The organism is Stenotrophomonas sp. 62841_Sma, from assembly GCF_056482945.1.
Window position 1 is genome coordinate 2,370,065 of record NZ_CM151224.1, and the last position, 17,434, is coordinate 2,387,498.

General features: G+C 63.0%; 15 protein-coding genes. 5 read left to right on the top strand and 10 right to left on the bottom strand.

Features of this window, described 5'->3' with window-relative positions:
- Nucleotides 1–175 precede the first annotated feature (175 nt).
- The 3 genes from ACZK5G_RS11105 (at nt 176) to ACZK5G_RS11115 (ending at nt 2,215) form a co-directional block, all read left to right on the top strand.
- The gene (locus ACZK5G_RS11105) at nt 176–931 is read left to right on the top strand and encodes a tetratricopeptide repeat protein (protein ID WP_182267861.1); all 756 of its coding nucleotides are present in this window, start codon (nt 176–178) and stop codon (nt 929–931) included.
- A 456-nt stretch (nt 932–1,387) separates the two neighbouring features.
- Nucleotides 1,388–1,744 carry a hypothetical protein gene (locus ACZK5G_RS11110; RefSeq protein WP_478466416.1) on the top strand — a complete coding sequence of 119 codons (357 nt, stop codon included), beginning with the start codon at nt 1,388–1,390 and terminating at the stop codon, nt 1,742–1,744.
- On the top strand, nt 1,745–2,215 hold the full coding sequence (locus ACZK5G_RS11115; RefSeq protein WP_478466418.1) for a hypothetical protein: 471 nt from the start codon (nt 1,745–1,747) through the stop codon (nt 2,213–2,215). It begins immediately after the preceding gene.
- Nucleotides 2,216–2,232: 17 nt separating this feature from the next.
- On the opposite strand, the gene ACZK5G_RS11120 is transcribed toward ACZK5G_RS11115, so the two are convergent.
- From ACZK5G_RS11120 to ACZK5G_RS11135, 4 genes are all read right to left on the bottom strand, one after another.
- Nucleotides 2,233–2,964 carry a hypothetical protein gene (locus ACZK5G_RS11120; protein ID WP_478466420.1) on the bottom strand — a complete coding sequence of 244 codons (732 nt, stop codon included), beginning with the start codon at nt 2,962–2,964 and terminating at the stop codon, nt 2,233–2,235.
- Nucleotides 2,965–3,024: 60 nt separating this feature from the next.
- On the bottom strand, nt 3,025–4,185 hold the full coding sequence (locus ACZK5G_RS11125; protein WP_478466422.1) for a hypothetical protein: 1,161 nt from the start codon (nt 4,183–4,185) through the stop codon (nt 3,025–3,027).
- A 77-nt stretch (nt 4,186–4,262) separates the two neighbouring features.
- Nucleotides 4,263–4,739 carry a nuclear transport factor 2 family protein gene (locus ACZK5G_RS11130; RefSeq protein WP_478466423.1) on the bottom strand — a complete coding sequence of 159 codons (477 nt, stop codon included), beginning with the start codon at nt 4,737–4,739 and terminating at the stop codon, nt 4,263–4,265.
- Between the two features lie 61 nt (nt 4,740–4,800).
- On the bottom strand, nt 4,801–5,415 hold the full coding sequence (locus tag ACZK5G_RS11135; RefSeq protein ID WP_478466425.1) for a TetR/AcrR family transcriptional regulator: 615 nt from the start codon (nt 5,413–5,415) through the stop codon (nt 4,801–4,803).
- Nucleotides 5,416–5,539: 124 nt separating this feature from the next.
- On the opposite strand from ACZK5G_RS11135, the gene ACZK5G_RS11140 reads away from it, so the two are divergent.
- The gene (locus ACZK5G_RS11140; RefSeq protein WP_478466426.1) at nt 5,540–6,493 is read left to right on the top strand and encodes an alpha/beta fold hydrolase; all 954 of its coding nucleotides are present in this window, start codon (nt 5,540–5,542) and stop codon (nt 6,491–6,493) included.
- 922 nt (nt 6,494–7,415) lie between these two features.
- Nucleotides 7,416–8,150 carry a chymotrypsin family serine protease gene (locus ACZK5G_RS11145; protein ID WP_478466428.1) on the top strand — a complete coding sequence of 245 codons (735 nt, stop codon included), beginning with the start codon at nt 7,416–7,418 and terminating at the stop codon, nt 8,148–8,150.
- On the opposite strand, the gene ACZK5G_RS11150 is transcribed toward ACZK5G_RS11145, so the two are convergent.
- The 6 genes from ACZK5G_RS11150 to ACZK5G_RS11175 all read right to left on the bottom strand — a co-directional run bounded on the left by ACZK5G_RS11150 (nt 8,105) and on the right by ACZK5G_RS11175 (nt 17,331).
- Entirely contained in the window at nt 8,105–9,307 is a 1,203-nt protein-coding gene (locus ACZK5G_RS11150) for an ISL3 family transposase (protein WP_049422456.1), read from the bottom strand. The two genes, ACZK5G_RS11145 and ACZK5G_RS11150, sit on opposite strands and share 46 nt — an antisense overlap.
- 738 nt (nt 9,308–10,045) lie before the next feature.
- Complete coding sequence (locus tag ACZK5G_RS11155) at nt 10,046–12,694, bottom strand: excinuclease ABC subunit UvrA (protein ID WP_478466430.1); 2,649 nt, start codon at nt 12,692–12,694, stop codon at nt 10,046–10,048.
- 196 nt (nt 12,695–12,890) lie between these two features.
- Nucleotides 12,891–14,501 carry a PepSY-associated TM helix domain-containing protein gene (locus tag ACZK5G_RS11160; RefSeq protein WP_414491875.1) on the bottom strand — a complete coding sequence of 537 codons (1,611 nt, stop codon included), beginning with the start codon at nt 14,499–14,501 and terminating at the stop codon, nt 12,891–12,893.
- Nucleotides 14,502–14,512: 11 nt separating this feature from the next.
- Entirely contained in the window at nt 14,513–14,812 is a 300-nt protein-coding gene (locus ACZK5G_RS11165) for a hypothetical protein (protein ID WP_040007713.1), read from the bottom strand.
- Nucleotides 14,799–15,092 (bottom strand): hypothetical protein, encoded by a 294-nt coding sequence (locus ACZK5G_RS11170; RefSeq protein WP_182266068.1) that lies wholly within the window; start codon nt 15,090–15,092, stop codon nt 14,799–14,801. The genes ACZK5G_RS11165 and ACZK5G_RS11170 overlap by 14 nt, the downstream gene beginning before the upstream one ends.
- 58 nt (nt 15,093–15,150) lie before the next feature.
- Nucleotides 15,151–17,331 (bottom strand): TonB-dependent siderophore receptor, encoded by a 2,181-nt coding sequence (locus tag ACZK5G_RS11175; RefSeq protein WP_478466433.1) that lies wholly within the window; start codon nt 17,329–17,331, stop codon nt 15,151–15,153.
- Nucleotides 17,332–17,434: the final 103 nt, after the last annotated feature.

The window sequence follows — 17,434 nt, forward strand, 5'->3', positions numbered from 1 at the left end:
GGTGACAGACGTACGATCACTGCGCAAAGGTCTACCAAAGCTGCGCCAACCTACAGCGCTCTGCCCGCATAGTTCGCTCATTATCGTGACGCGTCACGCCCGATCACCCCACCCCATTGGCGCGCTACCCCTCGCCCACTATAGTGCCAACCCCCACAAGGACGAGGCGGCGCACATGCCCTACATCGGAATCGGACTCCACGTACTGGCAGCCATCTACTTCGCGGTGCACGCCATCCGCTCGGGCCAGAGCCTCTACTGGCTGATCCTGCTCTTCTCGTTCCCGCTGCTTGGCAGCGTCGTCTACTTCCTGGCGATCTACTTCCCGGAAGCCCGCAACTCGCGCGGCGCGCGGCAGGCAATCCGCTCCGCCAAGCAGCTCATTGACCCGGGCCAAGACCTGCGTAACGCACGCGCTGACCTGTCGCGAACGCCCACCGTGCAGAACCGGGTTCGTCTTGGCATGACGCTGCTGGATGCCGGCCAGGCGGAGGAAGCCAGAACCCTGCTTGAGCAGGCCGCAAGCTCGCCACTGGGCGACGACCCCTACATTCTGACCGGCCTTGCCCGTGCCCGCCTCGAGTCCGGGCAGCCCGCGCTTGCGGTGGAGACGCTGGACGGTCTGTTCGCCCGCCATCCGGATGTGCGCCGCAAGCCGGAACAGACCCTGCTTTACGCGCAGGCACTGGCTGCTGCCCAGGCGCCAGGCGCCCGCGCCGCATTCGAGCGCGCCGTTGAATGCGGAAACGATGCGGCCGCTCGCTGCCTGTACGCCGAATGGCTGATGGCACAGCCGCAGCCCGACGATCGCGAGCAGGCCCGCAGCCTGTTCGCCAGCATCATCGATGATGCGCAGCACTGGTCGCGCCACGCGCGCAGCCACAATGCCGCCTGGCTGGAGCGGACCAAGGCCGCGTTGAAAGGCTACTGACGCCTGGCAGCCTTTGGCAATCCTGTCGCATCCGCCTCGCTCATGGCCTCGCCGGGCGGATGCCGACAGTCCGCAGACCCATGCCGCCGACATCGCCGACAGCCTTGCAGCGCAACGCTCCAGCCTCATTGCGCCGTCTGCAACGATTCTGAAAATGTTGAAAGTGGTGTCGGCATCGGCCTTACTGCATTGGCATCACGCATAGGTCCGCGTATTCCTTGCCGTGCCACCGTGCATCGGTGGTCGGGATTCGAAACCCCGGTTGTGTGGATGTTGCTCGCACTTGCCAGCCGGCACCGCTACGCGCGGTGTCGGCTGGCAATCCGTCGGCCAGCTATGGCGGGCGGTGCGTGGAGGCCTTGCGCCTGCCCGGTCATCCACACACGGGGTTTCGAACCATGCACCGTCCGCCACCTTTATCGGTGGCGGCTTCTGCCTGCACGCAAGGAGCCAGCCATGACCCAGCCCCACTCCCCTGCCCCGCACCCGATCCGCGACGCACCGGACAACGGCCCCGCACTGGATCCAAACACGCTCATCGCCCTGCTGCACAGCATCGGCTCCGGCGCTGCGTCCGATGGCCAGCCCTGGCCAGAGCGCCACCAGATGCCCGGCCGACGGCTCGTCCTCGCCGACACCGACTGTTCGCTGGCCGGCCTTCGCGTGGTGCTGGAGATCCTGCTGGCCGCACAGCGCGCCCGCGAGAACGGCGAACTGGAACAGTACGTCGGCCCGCGCGTCATGGAGGGGCTGATCATGGCTGGGCTGGGCCTCGTGGCACACGCCAGTACACGGGTGCGTCCGGACGGATGAGTGACGCGGCATCGCTGGGCGGCCACCGCGCTCTGTCTCGTCGCGGTGGTCGCAGCGCAGGCGCAGTGGCCGGCTCCGCCCGTGCCCTCGCCTGTCGGGTTTCAAAGCATCAACGACGATCGATTCTCACAACTGCGCCGCCAAGCGATGCAGTTCGTGGGGTCTCGGCCACGACAGGGCTTCCAGTTCGTCGAGCGGCATCGAGATGCCGAGTTCCAGATTCATTGCCGAGACGTTCCGGTGTTGTGGCTGGAGAGGCGCTCGCAGCTTGTGCTGTTGCGGGTCTCACTGGACGCGGAGCAGCGGGCGCCCGCCGTTCTGCAGTTGCGGGCAATCCTCCAATGGCAGCTGGAGCCATTGGATTATCTGGAACAGGTGCTGGCTGGTGTGCCGGAGCCTGTTCTTATGGATCGGGTGCTGCAGATTCTCGCCGGCGAGGTCCCTGATGGGGCGCGATGTGGCCCGCGGTAGTCGAGCATGGCTCGACTCTACAGAGGCGCGGGCTGCGGCGGCTCAGGTTCGTGGATGGAGCCCTCGAGCAAGGCCACGTAAGTGTCCAGGCGGGTGCGCATGCTGATCAGCATCCAGCCCAACAGGTACAGCAGCAACATGGCGAAGATCAACAATGCGCCGACCAGGCTGACGTCGAAAGCGCCAGCCCAGTCGCCCCATTTCCATCCCCGGAACTGCAGGTAGAGCGCAATCAACAGCGGGAACGGCCCAAGGCGTTGCAGTCCGCCGTACATCAGGCCCATGCGCTCGATCATATTGGTTCGGAGCGTGCTGACGTAGCGCAAGCGTCGCTCGCGCTCAATGCGAGGGAAACTGCGAAGCTCAGTAACCACGGCTTGCCAATGGGCGAAGTCGCCGTCCATCTCCATGGCGTGCGACAACCGTGGCTGACTGAACTGGCGGATGCCTCTGCGGGCGGCCAGAACGCCTCCAAGAATGAAGCCTCCGATCTCGATCGACAGGCACGCAACAACCACTTGCAACACCACACTGACGGGTAGCCACCGATCAGGCAGCTGGCCACAGAGAATGCCGACGATCGCGGCGGCCAAACCAACGCGAAACGCCCACGTCTCCACCCTGCCCGCCTTGGGGTAGATGCTGTGCTCAACCAGCCCCTGCACCCGCTGGTAGAGCCAGTGGAAGGTCAGTTCCTGTGAATCGGTCTTGGTCGGCGAATCGAGTTCGCCCCCTGTCTGCATGTCCATTGCGTCCCCTGCCCCGGCTACGATGCCGACCGTAGCATCGTAGCCGACTCACAGCTGCTCTCAGAAATAGAAACCGATATTGAGGTTCAGCCGCGAATGCCAGCGCGATGGGCCGCCGTTGTTGATGCCGATGCCATCGCCGCCGGCAAACCACATGTTGCGGCCGGCAATCCAGTCGACATAGGTGAGCATCACGCCCTTCTGCAGGCTGCAACCGGTGACGTTCTGCCAGGAGTCGCGCACCCCGCTACTGTGCCCGACCGGGCGCGTCATGCTGAGGTTGTTGTAGCAGGTCAGGTCGTCCAGCCAGCCGCGCGGGCCAAAGGAATAGGCAACGTTGGCACTGGGCACATCGGCCTCGGCCGCGATTTCAAACGGGGCCTGGAACGCCGACAGTGCGATGCGTTCGCCGGGCACGTTGTAGCGGTACCGCGCCCATTGCAGCTGCGTGGTCCAGCCATCGCGCTTCCACTGCGCGTGGACGGCCGCGGCCTGATGGTCGTGATGGCGGCGGTTGCGAGTGTTCTGCACCTTGCCTGCGAAGGCCGATGCACCGATCAGCAGCTCGCCGCCTGCCCAGTCGCGCGATTGCTCGACGCGAGCATTGAACCGCTGCCGTTCGCGATACGGCAACGCGTCGGTCTGTGCCACATCGAAGGAATAGCGGTCGTAGCGCGCCCCGGTTCCGTACTCGTCACCTGAGAACCAGCCGAGGTGCCAGGTGGTATTGCCGGTCTGGTGAATCACCACAACGCCTGGATCATAGTCATCCTCGATGCCCAGGTAATACCCGGACCCGAACCAGAAACTCTGCGAGACCGTGGGCAGCAGCCCGAACGGCACCTGCTGGATACCGGTCTTCAGCTGCGTGGCGTCGGTGAACTGCCAGCCCGCGTAGGCGTGATGGATGGCGTTGAAGCCATCGTACCAACGGTACTGGGCGGAGAAGGAGAAAGGCCCGCTGCCGGCATCGATGTCGGCGCGAAGCAGCTCCAACTGCAGGCGGCTGGTGGGCCCGTAATCGAGCCAGCCATAGTTGAATCGAACTGCGCCACCGAGATCGAAGTGGGGCGCTGCATTGTGGTCTTCGCCGGCCGCGAGCGCTTCGAGCGATGGCGCGGCCAGTGCTGCTGCGATGATGATGGGAAATGCCCTCACGGTCGCGTCATGCCTCCTGTTCTGCGAGTGAAAGCACTCGATTCTAGCCTTGGCGCGCGTCATGCCTCAACGTGAGGCATGACGTGCTGCGGCGTGCAGGTTACGCAATGGAGGGTGAAGCGAACGTCGGCCACCCGTGCTCACATACCCAGATCAGACAGCCCCGGGTGATCATCGGGGCGACGCCCCAGCGGCCAATGGAACTTGCGCTCGCTTTCCTTGATCGGCATGTCGTTGATGCTCGAGAACCGGCGCTGCATCAGGCCATCCGCACCGAATTCCCAGTTCTCGTTTCCATGGGAGCGGAACCAGTTGCCGGAGTCGTCATGCCACTCATAGGCGTAGCGCACGGCAATACGATTGTCGGTGAAGGCCCACAGCTCCTTGATCAGCCTGTACTCAAGCTCGTTGTTCCACTTGCGGGCCAGGAACTGCCGCGCTTCCTCGCGGCCATGGGTGAACTCGGCGCGGTTGCGCCACTCGGTGTCCAGTGAATAGGCCAGCGCGACTTTGTCGGCATCGCGGGAGTTCCAGCCATCCTCGGCAAGGCGCACTTTCTCGATGGCGGATTCACGGGTGAACGGGGGAAGTGGCGGACGGGGTGCTTCAGTGGACACGGTGGGGCCTCCAATCAAGTGGATGAGCGGGGTGCTTCGACGGGTTTTGATCACTCAGGCGTCAGCGCCTGGCCTGCTCCAACAACACCGCTGCAACATCCCTTGCAGTGTCTGCGGCGTCGTAGTCGCCCATCACGCGTGAAACGGTGATGGCGCCTTCGATGAGAACCAGCAGCTGCCGCGCCAGTGCTTCCGGCTGCTTGATATCCAGTTGCGTGGTGAGTTCCAGCGTGTAATCCAGCAGCTTCTGCTTGTGATGTTTGGCGATGTGGCGAATCGGATCGTCGGCGTCGCCGACCTCGCCTGCGGTGTTGATGAAGGCACAGCCGCGATAGCCGTCGGACTGGAACCACCCTTTGAGCACGGTGAACATGCCGAGGATGCGTGCTTCCGGGGTGTCGGCCTTGTTGCACTCCTGCTGGAACCAGGTGAGCCAGCGCACGTCGCGCGCGTTCAATGCCGCAGCGGTCACCTGGTCCTTGTTTTCGAAGTGACGGTAGATGCTCTTCCGGGCAACGCCGGAGGTCTTCACCAGCAGGTCCATGCCCGTGGCGTGGATCCCGTTCTGGTAGATCAGCGCCTCGGCCGTGGCCAGGATCTTCTGTTGGGTATCGGTGGTGATTGTGCTCACGGCGCCAAGGTAGAACGATCGTTCTACCTTGTCAACGGGCGGCATCGCGACCTCCCGGGTGCGTGCATCCGCTCAGGACGATCTATCAAGAAATTCGTACATGTCATCATCCAGAGGCTCGATTTCGGTCGCAAAGTACGTCTCACCACCCACCCATGAGACGCCTCGCATGAACACCTTTGCCCGTACCCTGGCCGTTGCTGCCCTCGCCCTCTCGGTCCAGGCCGGTCTGTCCGCCCAGGCCGCCGAACCGGCCAAGCCGGCGGCAGTCACCAGCATCGCGCGCACCGCCAGCTACATCACCACCGCCGATGGCGTGCAGCTCTACTACAAGGACTGGGGCCCGAAGGACGGCCCGGTCGTTACCTTCAGCCACGGCTGGCCGTTGAACTCGGACAGCTGGGAATCGCAGATGATCTTCCTGGCCAACCACGGCTACCGCGTCATCGCCCATGACCGTCGTGGCCACGGCCGTTCCAGCCAGCCTTGGGATGGCAACGACATGGATCACTACGCCGATGACCTGGCCACGGTGATCAACACGCTCGACCTGCATGATGTCACCCTGGTGGGCTTCTCCACTGGCGGCGGCGAAGTGGCGCGCTACATCGGCCGCCATGGCACCGGCCGGGTGAAGAAGGCGGTGCTGATCAGCTCGGTGCCGCCGCTCATGCTGAAGACCGCCGACAACCCCAATGGCCTGCCGATGGAAGTGTTCGATGGCATCCGCAAGGCGCAGATGGACAACCGCGCGCAGCTGTACAAGGACATCCCGTCGGGCCCGTTCTACGGCTTCAATCGCCCGGGCGCGAAGGTGTCGCAGGGGCTGATCGATGCATGGTGGGCACAGGGCATGCAGGGTGGCCACAAGAACACCTACGATTCGATTGCCGCGTTCTCGGCCACCGACTTTCGCGCCGACCTGAAGAAGTTCGACGTTCCGACGCTGGTGATCCACGGTGACGACGATCAGATCGTGCCGATCGACATCTCTGGCCGCCAGTCGGCGAAGCTGATCAAGGGCGCCAAGCTGATTGTTTATCCGGGCGCGCCGCACGGCTTGACCGACACCCACAAGGACAAGGTCAACCAGGATCTGCTGAACTTCCTGCAGGAGAAGTGAGTAACCGGGGCTCCGGCATCGCGCCGGAGCCCGTCTCACATCAGAGTGTTTCTGCCCCGCCGCGTGTCCGTTCCCGGTCAGAGTCGCCTCGGTGCGGATTCGGGCGGTGCAGAATTTCATCCGGGCCCGGCTGCAAGGGCGTGGAAATGGCCATGCCAGAACCTCGGCACCTGGCAGTAATTCTTTACCTCTCGTTCGCAAGATAACTCGGCTTTACACGGAGCGAGCGGGTAATCTGAAAACACGCGTTCGTGAAGGTGGTCACGGTTAAGTCCAGGGAAAGTCAATACCTTCAATTTCGCTGTAACGTCATTGTTGAAGATGCGAGTGGATTCCGGGCGGGCCAACAATCAGCTGTGACATGGAGGTGGGGATGTGCACGGCATCTTGCAGGTCTTCAGCAAAGCTTGCGGCTCTCCTTTATTTGATGATTGCCTCCTGCATCGCCGCGATCATGCCGGTTGGCGCCAAAGAGGGCCGATCACTTGTGCTTGTCAGACTCTCACCTGAGCAGGGGGCGGTCCTGGCAACCGGGCTACTCAGGGGGGTGTTGAGGCCAATCAACGGCTGTGTCTACTTCGTGGATCCAGGTGGCACGGCATATCTTGCAGCATGGCCGCACGATTACTCGCTGGCCATGAAGGGCGGCGTTCCCGTAGGCGTGCAGAACATGCGATCGGGGGAAATAATGGAATTCGGAACCGCCGCATCATTCGGAGGGGGGCATGGAGGTGAACTGCTCCGTTCGAGTCTTGCTGCGTCCATTCCGGCTGCCTGTACGGGCCCACTCATGACGATTCATTTGATGCGCCAGGCAAAGGAGCAGCCTTGATGAATTTGCGCATAAAAATATCCAGACACGCCTTGGCATTATACGTTTGGTGGCTTGTACGTTGAGCATGAGCCAGAATTCAAGATCGTAGTGCTGTTCACGAAGAGGTCGAAAGAGACCTTGGCAAAGTACACGCAGGATCCTGTATTTACCGGCCGCACTTCCGCTCAATCGCTCGAGATGCTCTTGGCGACCCAGGCGGAGGCAGAGGCCCAGCTTCTCGCAAAGAAGGTTGGGTTCGAGTCGGGCGTTGATATCAAGCGGTCCATTGTGACCTTTTACGTGAAGGACGAAGCGGCCGCTAGACGCGCACTCCGGCCATTGCTGGGCGCTGTCGATTTCATGGCGATCAAGCAAGTGAAAGGCTTTACTGTCACTACCGCAATCTCCGGCGGCCATAAGTTGACCGGTACTGCCTTCAGTTGCACTACTGGCTTCAACGTCTTCGACGCAGATCGTGAGCTTGGCGTCCTCACGGCCGGTCACTGTGACAATACGCTGACCTATCAGGGCATTGCCGCGCCCCTCGTTTTCCAGAGCGAGCAGAACGTAGGCGACTACGATATCCAGTGGCATAAAGAGCCGCCCAGGGGCCCGCGCCACGCGCAGACAAATGAAATCTCCCTGATCAATGGTCCGTCGCAGACGTTCGAAATAACCAGCACACTCCCCTCCAGTTCGACGCATGTGGGGGATGTGATCTGCAAGAGTGGAATTCATGGCCACTACGCATGCGGGACCATTGAGGATATGAATTCAAGGTCCAATCATAAGGTTCTTCACCCAACTCCGGGGAAGGCGGCTCGGATTTTGAGGAAGAAATAGGCGTCGTCCCGGTATCCGTAGGCGACGCGCTTTATGACCTTTATCTTGTTGTTGATCCCCTCGACCAGATTCGTTCCGAGGGGCCACCGGCAATGAGCCAGAATGCCTGCCAGATAGGGCTGTAGGCGACGGACAAACGTTCGCAGGGGCTCCAGGCGGCTACGCAATGCGCGCTGTCGCCAGCTCTTCCACGCTTTTGCTGCCCAAGCCTGGCTACGGTAGCGCCAGAGCTGCTTCAAGTCGTCTTTCAGCACATAGGCCGTCAGTAGTGCCTTGTTGGCAGCCAGCAGCTCCTTGAGCTTCACTCGTTGATCTGCCGGGACATTCTGCCGGTTGCGCAGCAAGAGCCAGCGAGAGGTCTTCACCACACGCCGAGCAGGTTTGTCCTGGCGCAGCCTGTTGGCTTCATCCACGCGGACCCTGTCGATGACCTCCCGGCCGTATTTGGCCACCACATGGAACAGGTCGTAGACCACTTCGGCATTTGGGCATTGGGCTTTCACTTCTAGGTCGAATGCCGAATTCATGTCCATGGCGACCGCTTGGATACGTTCGCAGCCCTCCCGGCCCAACAGCTCGAAAAAGGGGCGAACATCCGCTCGGCTACGACCACGCCCAACCCATAGCACTCGTTTGCGGGACGGCTCTACTATCACCGTGGCGTAGCGATGGCCCTTCTGGATCGCGAATTCGTCCATTGCAAGAATACGGATTCCGGAGAGGTCCACCGGTCCCAACGTCTGCTGCAAGTGCCTGAAATCAAGCGCCTTGACGGTTTTCCAGTCCAGTCCGTGCCATCTGGCTGTGGCATGGATCGACGTGGTAGCACACATCTGTGCAACGCTCTTTGCGAGTCGTTGCGTGACCCGGCAGTGCCGATCCAGCCAGTCCAGATGCTCCAGCTTCGGCCCGCAACGAGGGCAGGCCACGCGCTGCCGCTGCACCTCCAGCTCGACCGGCTCATCGAAAACAGGCAGATCACGGATACGCCGGATCACATGGTCGTGGATGGAGGTAACCCACTTGGAACAGCCGCTGCAGCGGTGCCTGCGGCGTCCATCGGGAAGCAGCGAAAGTACCAGCCACGAGACCCCATGACGAACCTCGCGTCTCCAACCATCCAGGCGATACCCCGCCCAGTCCCCCAACAACGGCATACAATCCAGCTTGGCCACGGCCGGCCCCAGTTTGTAGTCTCGACAACCACAATCTAGCGGGTCGGCCGTGAGCCTCTCCCCTCACATGGGAGAAGAACCAATCATAATGGGGCCATAGGCAGGTACATCCGTGCACGCAACCTTTCTCCAGGCCCTCTCAGCGTCGAAGGTGACAGCGGTGGGCCGGTCTTTTCGAACAATGCGGCCGTCGGCGTCATTCACGGCCGGGGCGGTGAAGACACGGGATTTGAGAACGACCTGTTCTACATGCCCATCGAGCGGGTTTCAGCACTTGGCGTTTCCGTATTGACGGAGGCCTTTGAAGTTACCGGCATCGCAGATCGCACTGAAAATTATTTCAGGCCATTTTCCGTTCCGGTTGCGTACAAGGGAGTTCCGAAGTTCCCTATAGAGTTGACGCTGGAGCGCCCGGTGTGCCCGAGCGGGCCCTGCGAACCCGCCACGGAAACGTTGCCGGACAAGATGCCCTCCCCGCTCAACTACACATGGGCCTGCTTCTACCCCATCGTGCTCTACCCGCCTCCCGTCATTCCCCCTCCCCCGTTGACCTGGAGGGAGCGGATTACCTTGAAGGATGCGTCTGGAATCACCGCCGAGCCCGTTGAGTACAACCTGCACTGCAGTGGATGCCCTGATTGTCCATAGCCCGCATCTGTTGATGAGTGCAGTGCTGGAACCACGTGCGTGGATTCTTCGTCAGCCGAGCATGGCTCGGCTCTACATAAGAGCCAGCTCCCTGGCAAGGAACGGTGCCGTCCTGCTGCCTTTGGCGTGCGCCACCTGTTGCGGCGTTCCCTTCGCGACGATGGTGCCCCCTGCCCCGCCAGCGCCGGGGCCGACATCAATCACCCAGTCCGCCTGTGCAACCGCGCGCATGTCGTGCTCGATCATCACCACCGTATTGCCCGCGTCCACCAGCCGCTGCAGCTGCGCCAGCAGCCGGTCCGCGTCCGACGCATGAAGGCCAGTGGTGGGCTCATCCAGCACGTACAGCGTGCGCCCGCGCTGGCTGCGCTGCAGCTCGGTGGCCAGCTTGATCCGCTGGGCTTCACCGCCTGAAAGTTCCGTGGCCGGCTGGCCCAACCGCAGGTAGCCCAGGCCGATCTCCTGCAGCAACTGCAGCGACCGGGCAATGGCCTCTTCCTCGCTGAAGAACGCCTGCGCCTGGTCGACCGTCATCTGCAGGACCTCGGCGATGTTGCGGTCGTTCCACTGCACTTTCAGCGTGGCTTCGTTGTAGCGGGCGCCATGACAGGTGGGGCACGGTGCATAGACGCTGGGCATGAACAGCAGTTCGACACTGACGAAGCCCTCGCCTTCGCAGGTCTCGCACCGGCCCTTGGCCACGTTGAACGAGAAGCGGCCCGCATCGAAACGACGGCGGCGTGCGGCGGGTGTCGCGGCGAACAACTTGCGCACGTGATCGAACAACCCGGTATAGGTGGCCAGGTTGGATCGTGGCGTGCGGCCGATGGGCTTCTGGTCGACCTGCACCACCCGCTGGATCGCATTTACATCGCCTGCCAATGTGCCCCGCGTCGTTTCAATCACGGTCGGGCCGTCGGTGGGCGTGCTATCGGCGCTGTCGTCCACAGGCTCATGCCCGAGGTGCAGCAGCAACAGCTCGGGCAGCGCCTGCGCCATCAGGCTGGACTTGCCGGAGCCGGAAATACCGGTCACCGCCGTCAGCAGCCCCAGCGGTACCTGCGCGTCCACACCCTGCAGGTTGTGGCGGTGGATGCCCTTCAATTCCAGCCAGCTGCTGGCGTTGCGCTGCCGGCTGGCAGGTGCGGGCACCTGATCGAACAGATACAGGGCCGTGCGCGACTCCTGGATGTGGCGCAGGCCATCGGGCTCGCCACTGTAGAGCACGCGCCCGCCGTGTTCCCCTGCCTGCGGCCCCACATCCACCAGCCACTGCGCGCGGCGCATCAGCTCCAGATCGTGTTCAACCACGAATACCGAGTTTCCGCCGTCACGCAGGCGCTCAAGCGCGTCGTACAGGGCCTGGCTGTCGGCGGGGTGCAGGCCGGCCGAGGGCTCATCGAGCACGTACAGCACACCAAACAGCAAGGAACTGAGCTGGGTGGCCAGCCGCAGGCGCTGCAGTTCGCCGGCCGACAGTGTGGGCGTGGCCCGATCCAACGAGAGATAGCCCAGGCCCAGGTCACGCAGCTGGCGTACACGCGCCATGACTCCGCCTGCCAGTCGTTGTGCTGCCAGGCGCTTCTCTTCGGACAAGGCCGAGGTCAGGCGCACGTCCGGAGCGCCCTCGTGGGTCGCCTGGCCACTCGCGGCCCTCCGGGCGCGATCGCGGGGTGTCGCGCTCCTGCTGGTGCGAGCGCCCTTGCTGTGCGCGCCGAAATCACCTTGTGCGATGGGCTCCAGCAGCGCCGCCAGCTGGTCCAGCGGCAGCCGCATGAACTCACCGATATCCACGCCGGCAAAGGTGACCGAAAGCGCCTCCGGCTTCAGGCGTTTTCCATGGCAGGCCGGGCACAGCTTGCCTTCCATGTAGCGCGAAACACGCTTGCGCATCAGCGCGCTCTGGGTGTTGGCAAAGGTGTGCAGCACGTAGCGGCGTGCGCCGGTATAGGTGCCCATGTAGCTGGGCTCCTGCTTGCGCTTGAGTGCGGCACGGGTCTCTGCGGGCGTGAAACCGGCATAGACCGGCACGCTGGGCGCTTCCTCGGTGAACAGGATCCAGTCCCGATCCTTCTTCGGCAACTTCTTCCACGGCACGTCGATGTCGTAGCCCAGCGTGACCAGGATGTCGCGCAGGTTCTGGCCATGCCATGCCGGCGGCCAGGAGGCGATGGCGCGCTCGCGGATGCTCAGCGAGGGGTCCGGAACCATCAGCGCTTCGGTCACTTCGTAGACATGCCCCAGGCCATGGCAGGTGCTGCAGGCACCCTGTGGCGTGTTGGGCGAGAAGTCCTCGGCGTACAGCATGGGCTGGTTGGCCGGGTACGCACCGGCACGCGAGTACATCATGCGCACCAGGCTGGACAGCGTAGTCACGCTGCCCACCGATGAACGTGCATTGCTGGCGCCGCGCTGCTGCTGCAGCGCTACTGCCGGCGGCAACCCGTCGATGGCATCCACGTCCGGCACGCCCGCCTGGTCGATCAGGCGTCTGGCATACGGCGCAACGGACTCGAAGTAGCGCCGCTGCGCCTCTGCAAAGACGGTACCGAAGGCCAACGATGACTTGCCGGAACCTGATACGCCGGAGAACACCACCAGTGCATTGCGCGGGATGGAGACGTCGACATTCTTGAGGTTGTGCTCGCGTGCACCACGCACCTCGACGCAACCGCTGGCGGCGGCAGCGCATGACGATTCACCAAAGGGGGTGTTGGACATCGTTACGATCCTGCAGGCAGTGAGTGGCGCGCGCCAGGGCGCGCCCAATGATGCATTTTCGCTGCTGCGGGGTGAATGTGGGTGACGGACGATCCTGCAATGCGTGATCTGCTGGCTGCAGAACACCTTCTCAGGCGATACACGCTGTCCGCCGCCGCCCATTCAATGTGGCCGGCCAACGGCAGGCAGGACGGATCTACTCCCCGGCCGCTTGGATGTGCCCTGCCCTTGTGGTCGCATTTCCTTCGATGGCCCAAACGCTGTCCTTGTGGCCCATCTTTGCGCGCTTCCTGGATCGCCTCGCCAGTTGCCAGAAAATGGCAGCAGCGACAATTGCGGTCGCGTCCACGGCCACCCCGGCACTTGAATGGTTCCAGGTGCCAGGGACGCCAGCCAACGCCGCAAGGCTGCCGACCGGGATCAGTGCCGTCACTACTGCGCCAACGTACAGCAGCTCATAAGCGGAGCGCGCGGCCCCACGCAGGAATGCCCAGGCCACTGCCAGCAGGAAGGCCGCATAGTAGATGCCTTCGTGCCATGCCGGGACATTGGCAACCAGCCCAGGCAGCCACTTGGTAGCTGCCAGTGTTGCCGATATGCCGATGACACAGCCCAGGGACACACCGATGGTCAGCGATCCCAGCACACGGGTGGATCGCTTCTGCTCGGGAAGGTTGGCATCGCGCTGCTTCTTGCGTCGTGACTCGATCCACAGCAGGTTGCCGGTGTAGAACACGATCGCACCGCCAAGCCCAAGGAGCAGGTACATCCAGCGCACGGGGTTCCCGCCAAAGCTGCCGAAGTGCAGCATGAAGAAGGCATTGACCGCCGTATCCCAGCCGCCCATGTGTCCTGGCAGGTCATGTGTGTCCACCACGCCAGTGTACGGATCGAGATGGGTACTCATGTAGGTGCGGGCACGGGTCCCGTAGCGGATATCCAGGCCGGTGACACGCCCCTCGACCACACTGCCCTTCTGCTGGAAGCCCAGGCTGTAGACCTCAAAGCCCGGCAGCTGTGCCTTTACCTTTTCCAGCAGTGCAGGAGCAGGCAGAGGCTGGGCGCCCGGAGCGGGCCGGTCATCGTGCTCCTCGCCCCATTGGATGCCGTTGGGATAAACCACCTTGTCCTGGATGTCGTAGATCTGATCGTGGAACGCGAATACCACGCAGGTCACGGCCATGATCAGGTGGAATGGCAAGCTGACAATGCCCAGCGCGTTGTGCACATCCAGCCACATGCGCTTGATGTTCTTGCCTACCCTCACGGCGAAGAAGTCTTTCACCAACGTCGGCAACAGAACGATGACGCCGGAGATCAATGCCACAGCATACATCAGCGCAATGATGCCCATGATGGGGCGCGAAATCGCATCAGGGAACGGCAGGCCGACGAACTGATGCAAGGTGTCGACAAGCTGCGCCACCGGTGCCTTTCGCAGCTGCTCCACCTGGAGCCGCCCTTCCGCGTCGAAGCTTGCGCCAAACTCCGTGAACTGCCGTGGCTTGTCGCCACGTACTCGCCAGATCACCCGGGCAGGCGCTTCAGGCGACGTCTGCACCATCACGCTGTAGTTCTTCGCCGCCTCGGGATGCGCCTTGAGCACCGCGGCCAGCAGTTCAGGTGCCCGTTCCATCGGGACCGGCGCAGACAGCGCAGACGGGGGTGTTGCCCATCGCTCCAGCGGCTTCTCGAACATGGTGATCGAGCCGGCATAGAAGGCAACGAACAGCATCAGGCCAGCAAAGATGCCGACCCAGATGTGCACGTCCTTGTAGACCTTGATGATGTCGTTGCGGATCTTCATGTGAGGTCCAGTCAGCCCAGATGGCTGCGCGCCAGCCAGAGCGCGCCAAAGGCGACCACGTTGGCAGCACCGAGCCACAGCCAGGCGCTTGCGCTGCTACGAAAAAGGAAAACAAATGACAGGATCGGCGCCCACAGCAGCGCGACCAGCCACATGTTGAACTGGGCCTTGCCGCCCCCGCCATCAATGCCGCCGGGTCCGAACCACGCGAACAGGCCGGACAGGGCCAGGGAGAGCCCAAAGCCCAGCAGTACACCGGCACATGTCTTCCCGAACCAGTGCCGGCTCTGCAGCTTGTCAGGGCCGGCCATGGGCACCTCCACGCTGTCGAGCGCGCCAGACGCCCAGGAAGGGCGCGGCCGACCAGACCAGCATCAGAATCGTCAGCCAGGTGAAGAAGGCCGCACCGCTTCCCATCAAAGACAAGAACATGGCCAGCGAGACCAGCGAGAAGGTGCTGCCGGGAATCCATTTCCCACGGACAGGCCAGGGGCCGGCGTGCCGCCACTGCTGCTTCGGCGACGCCAGATAGAACAGCCATGCCCCAACCACACCCGCGGCTGAAGCCAGCACTGCCATCACGACTGACATTCTGGAAGTCTCATAGGAAAGCCCCGTGACCTGGCTGGCCTGTCACGGGGCGGAAGGGTTACCAGGTGAACCGGGCAGTAGCCGTGACGGTGCGTCCTGTGCCGAAGAAGCACGACGAGACACCGCTGCACGTGGTCACGAATCGCTTGTCGGTCAGGTTGCTGACGTTCAGTGCGAACTGCGTGCCCACACTCCCGATCGCACCGACGTCATAACGGATAGCCGCATCCCACATCGTGTAGGACGGAATCAGGTAGACATTGGCGCTGTCGCCGTAGCTTTCGCCGTTGTAGCGGACGCCTGCGGCAAGGCTGAGGCCTGCGAGTGCCCCGCCCTGGAAGGTGTAGTCACCCCACAGCGCAGCGGTCCAGTCCGGAACCATCGCCAGCTGCTTGCCCTGATAGCCGTTGTTGCTCTTGGTGACTTCCGAGTCCATCCACGATGCGGCACCGATCACGCTGAAGCCATCGAGGGGGGTGATGCGGGTTTCCAGCTCTACGCCACGTACGCGGCCTTCGCCATCCTGGACCTGGCACTGGCTGTTCCCGTCGTTGCCACAGGTCTGCCGATTCTTACCAGGGTCGTTGGTGAGGATGTTCTGCTGGCGCAGGTCATAGGCGGAAAGCGTGATCAGGCCGTCGAAGTGGGAGGGCTGATACTTCACGCCAGCTTCCCACTGCTTGCCGGTGACCGGATCAAAGGGCGTGCGGTCGTACGACTGCAGTGCTGAACTGCCGGAGGGCTGGAACGACTCGGCGTAGCTGAGATACGGCGTCAGACCATTGTCAGCCACGTACAGGATGCCAGCATTGCCACTGAAGGCCTCGTTGCTGATCCGGCTGGGCACCCATTTCCCAAAGCTGTTGCTGGCCACGGTATAGGACTGGCTCCAGGTATTGTCCTTGGTCCAGTCATAGCGGCCACCCACGGTGAAGCGCCACTTGTCGAGTGCGATCTGATCCTGCAGGTAGGCGCCCGTCTGGCGGTTCACACCACCGGTGTAGCCGATGCTGTTGGTGACAGGAACGTAACCGGTGTAAACGGGATTGAAGATGTCGATCGGCGCCGGATCGCGCATTCCGCCGCGAGCAGCGTCCCAATCGGCCTTCTGCCAGTCCACGCCCACCAGCAGCGTGTGCTCGGCTTTGCCGGTCTGGAACTTGCCGGTAACTCGCGTGTCGATCGTGTCGCCCTGGGAGTCGCCCTCGCCCCACGTGGCGCGCCGCTTCTGGGTGCGCCCATCCGGGTTCAGGCCACCATTGGTCACCACGGTGCGGAAGGTCGATTCCACGTTGGTGCGGCGGGCACCCTGGCTCAGGGTCCAGTTCTCGTTGAAGGCATGCTCGAACAGCCAGCCGGCCGTCCAGATGGTGCGGTCGTAGGTGTTCCAGTTCGGCTCGCCAATGAACGTGGTGTTCTTCATACGTCCATAGGGGGTGGCCTGGAGCGTGCCCTTCATCGGCAGGAACTGGTACGTGGAGCCACCATCGTCGCGCTGGTACAGGCCCAGTAGCGTCAGTCGCGTGCGCTCGGCCATCTGGAAGGTGTAGCTGGGGGCGAGGAACCAGTGCTGCTGCTGGGTGTGCTTGATCTGGGTGTCGCCGTCGCGATACAGGCCTACCAGGCGCCCGAGGTGACGCTTGTCGTCCGATGCGATGCCCAGGTCGAACGCGCTGCTGTACTGGCCGTTGCCGTCCAACCCCACCTGCAGCACCTGCTGCTGGTCGGGCGTGGGGGTCTTGCTGACCTGGTTGACCATGCCCCCCGGAGCCACCTGACCATACATCACGGCCGACGGCCCCTTCAGCACCTCGACACGGTCCAGGTTCCAGCTGTCCACCATGGTCCGGTTCCACTGGCCACCCTGCGGCGCTCGCATGCCGTCGACGGTGACGTTGTTGCTCCAGCTGCCGGCGTCGAAGCCGCGGATGCGGAAGTCATCGACGCGATTGTCGATGCCGCCGCTCTCCAGAACCACGCCGGCCACGTAGCGCATCGCCTCGTTGAGGTTCTGCACACCGCGGGCATCGAGCTCTTCGCGGGCAATGACCGAGACCGACTTGGCCATTTCCGCAACCGGCGTGTCGGTCTTGGTAGCGCCGGAGGTGTGTGTGGTTGTGCGATAGGCGTTGACGCGTACCGCATCGAGCGTGGTGGCGCTGCCATCGGGGACTTCTGGCGAGGGCGGTGCTTCAGCGTGACCGGCCAGCGGGAAGGCCAGCATGAGGGCAACGGACACGGACAACAGAGAGCGCCTCGGGGCGCGGGAAGTAGTGGCGATCTTGTTCATTTGGGGGCCTACGGTAGGAAGTGCGCCCTAGGCGGCAGCTGCGGCGGCGTTA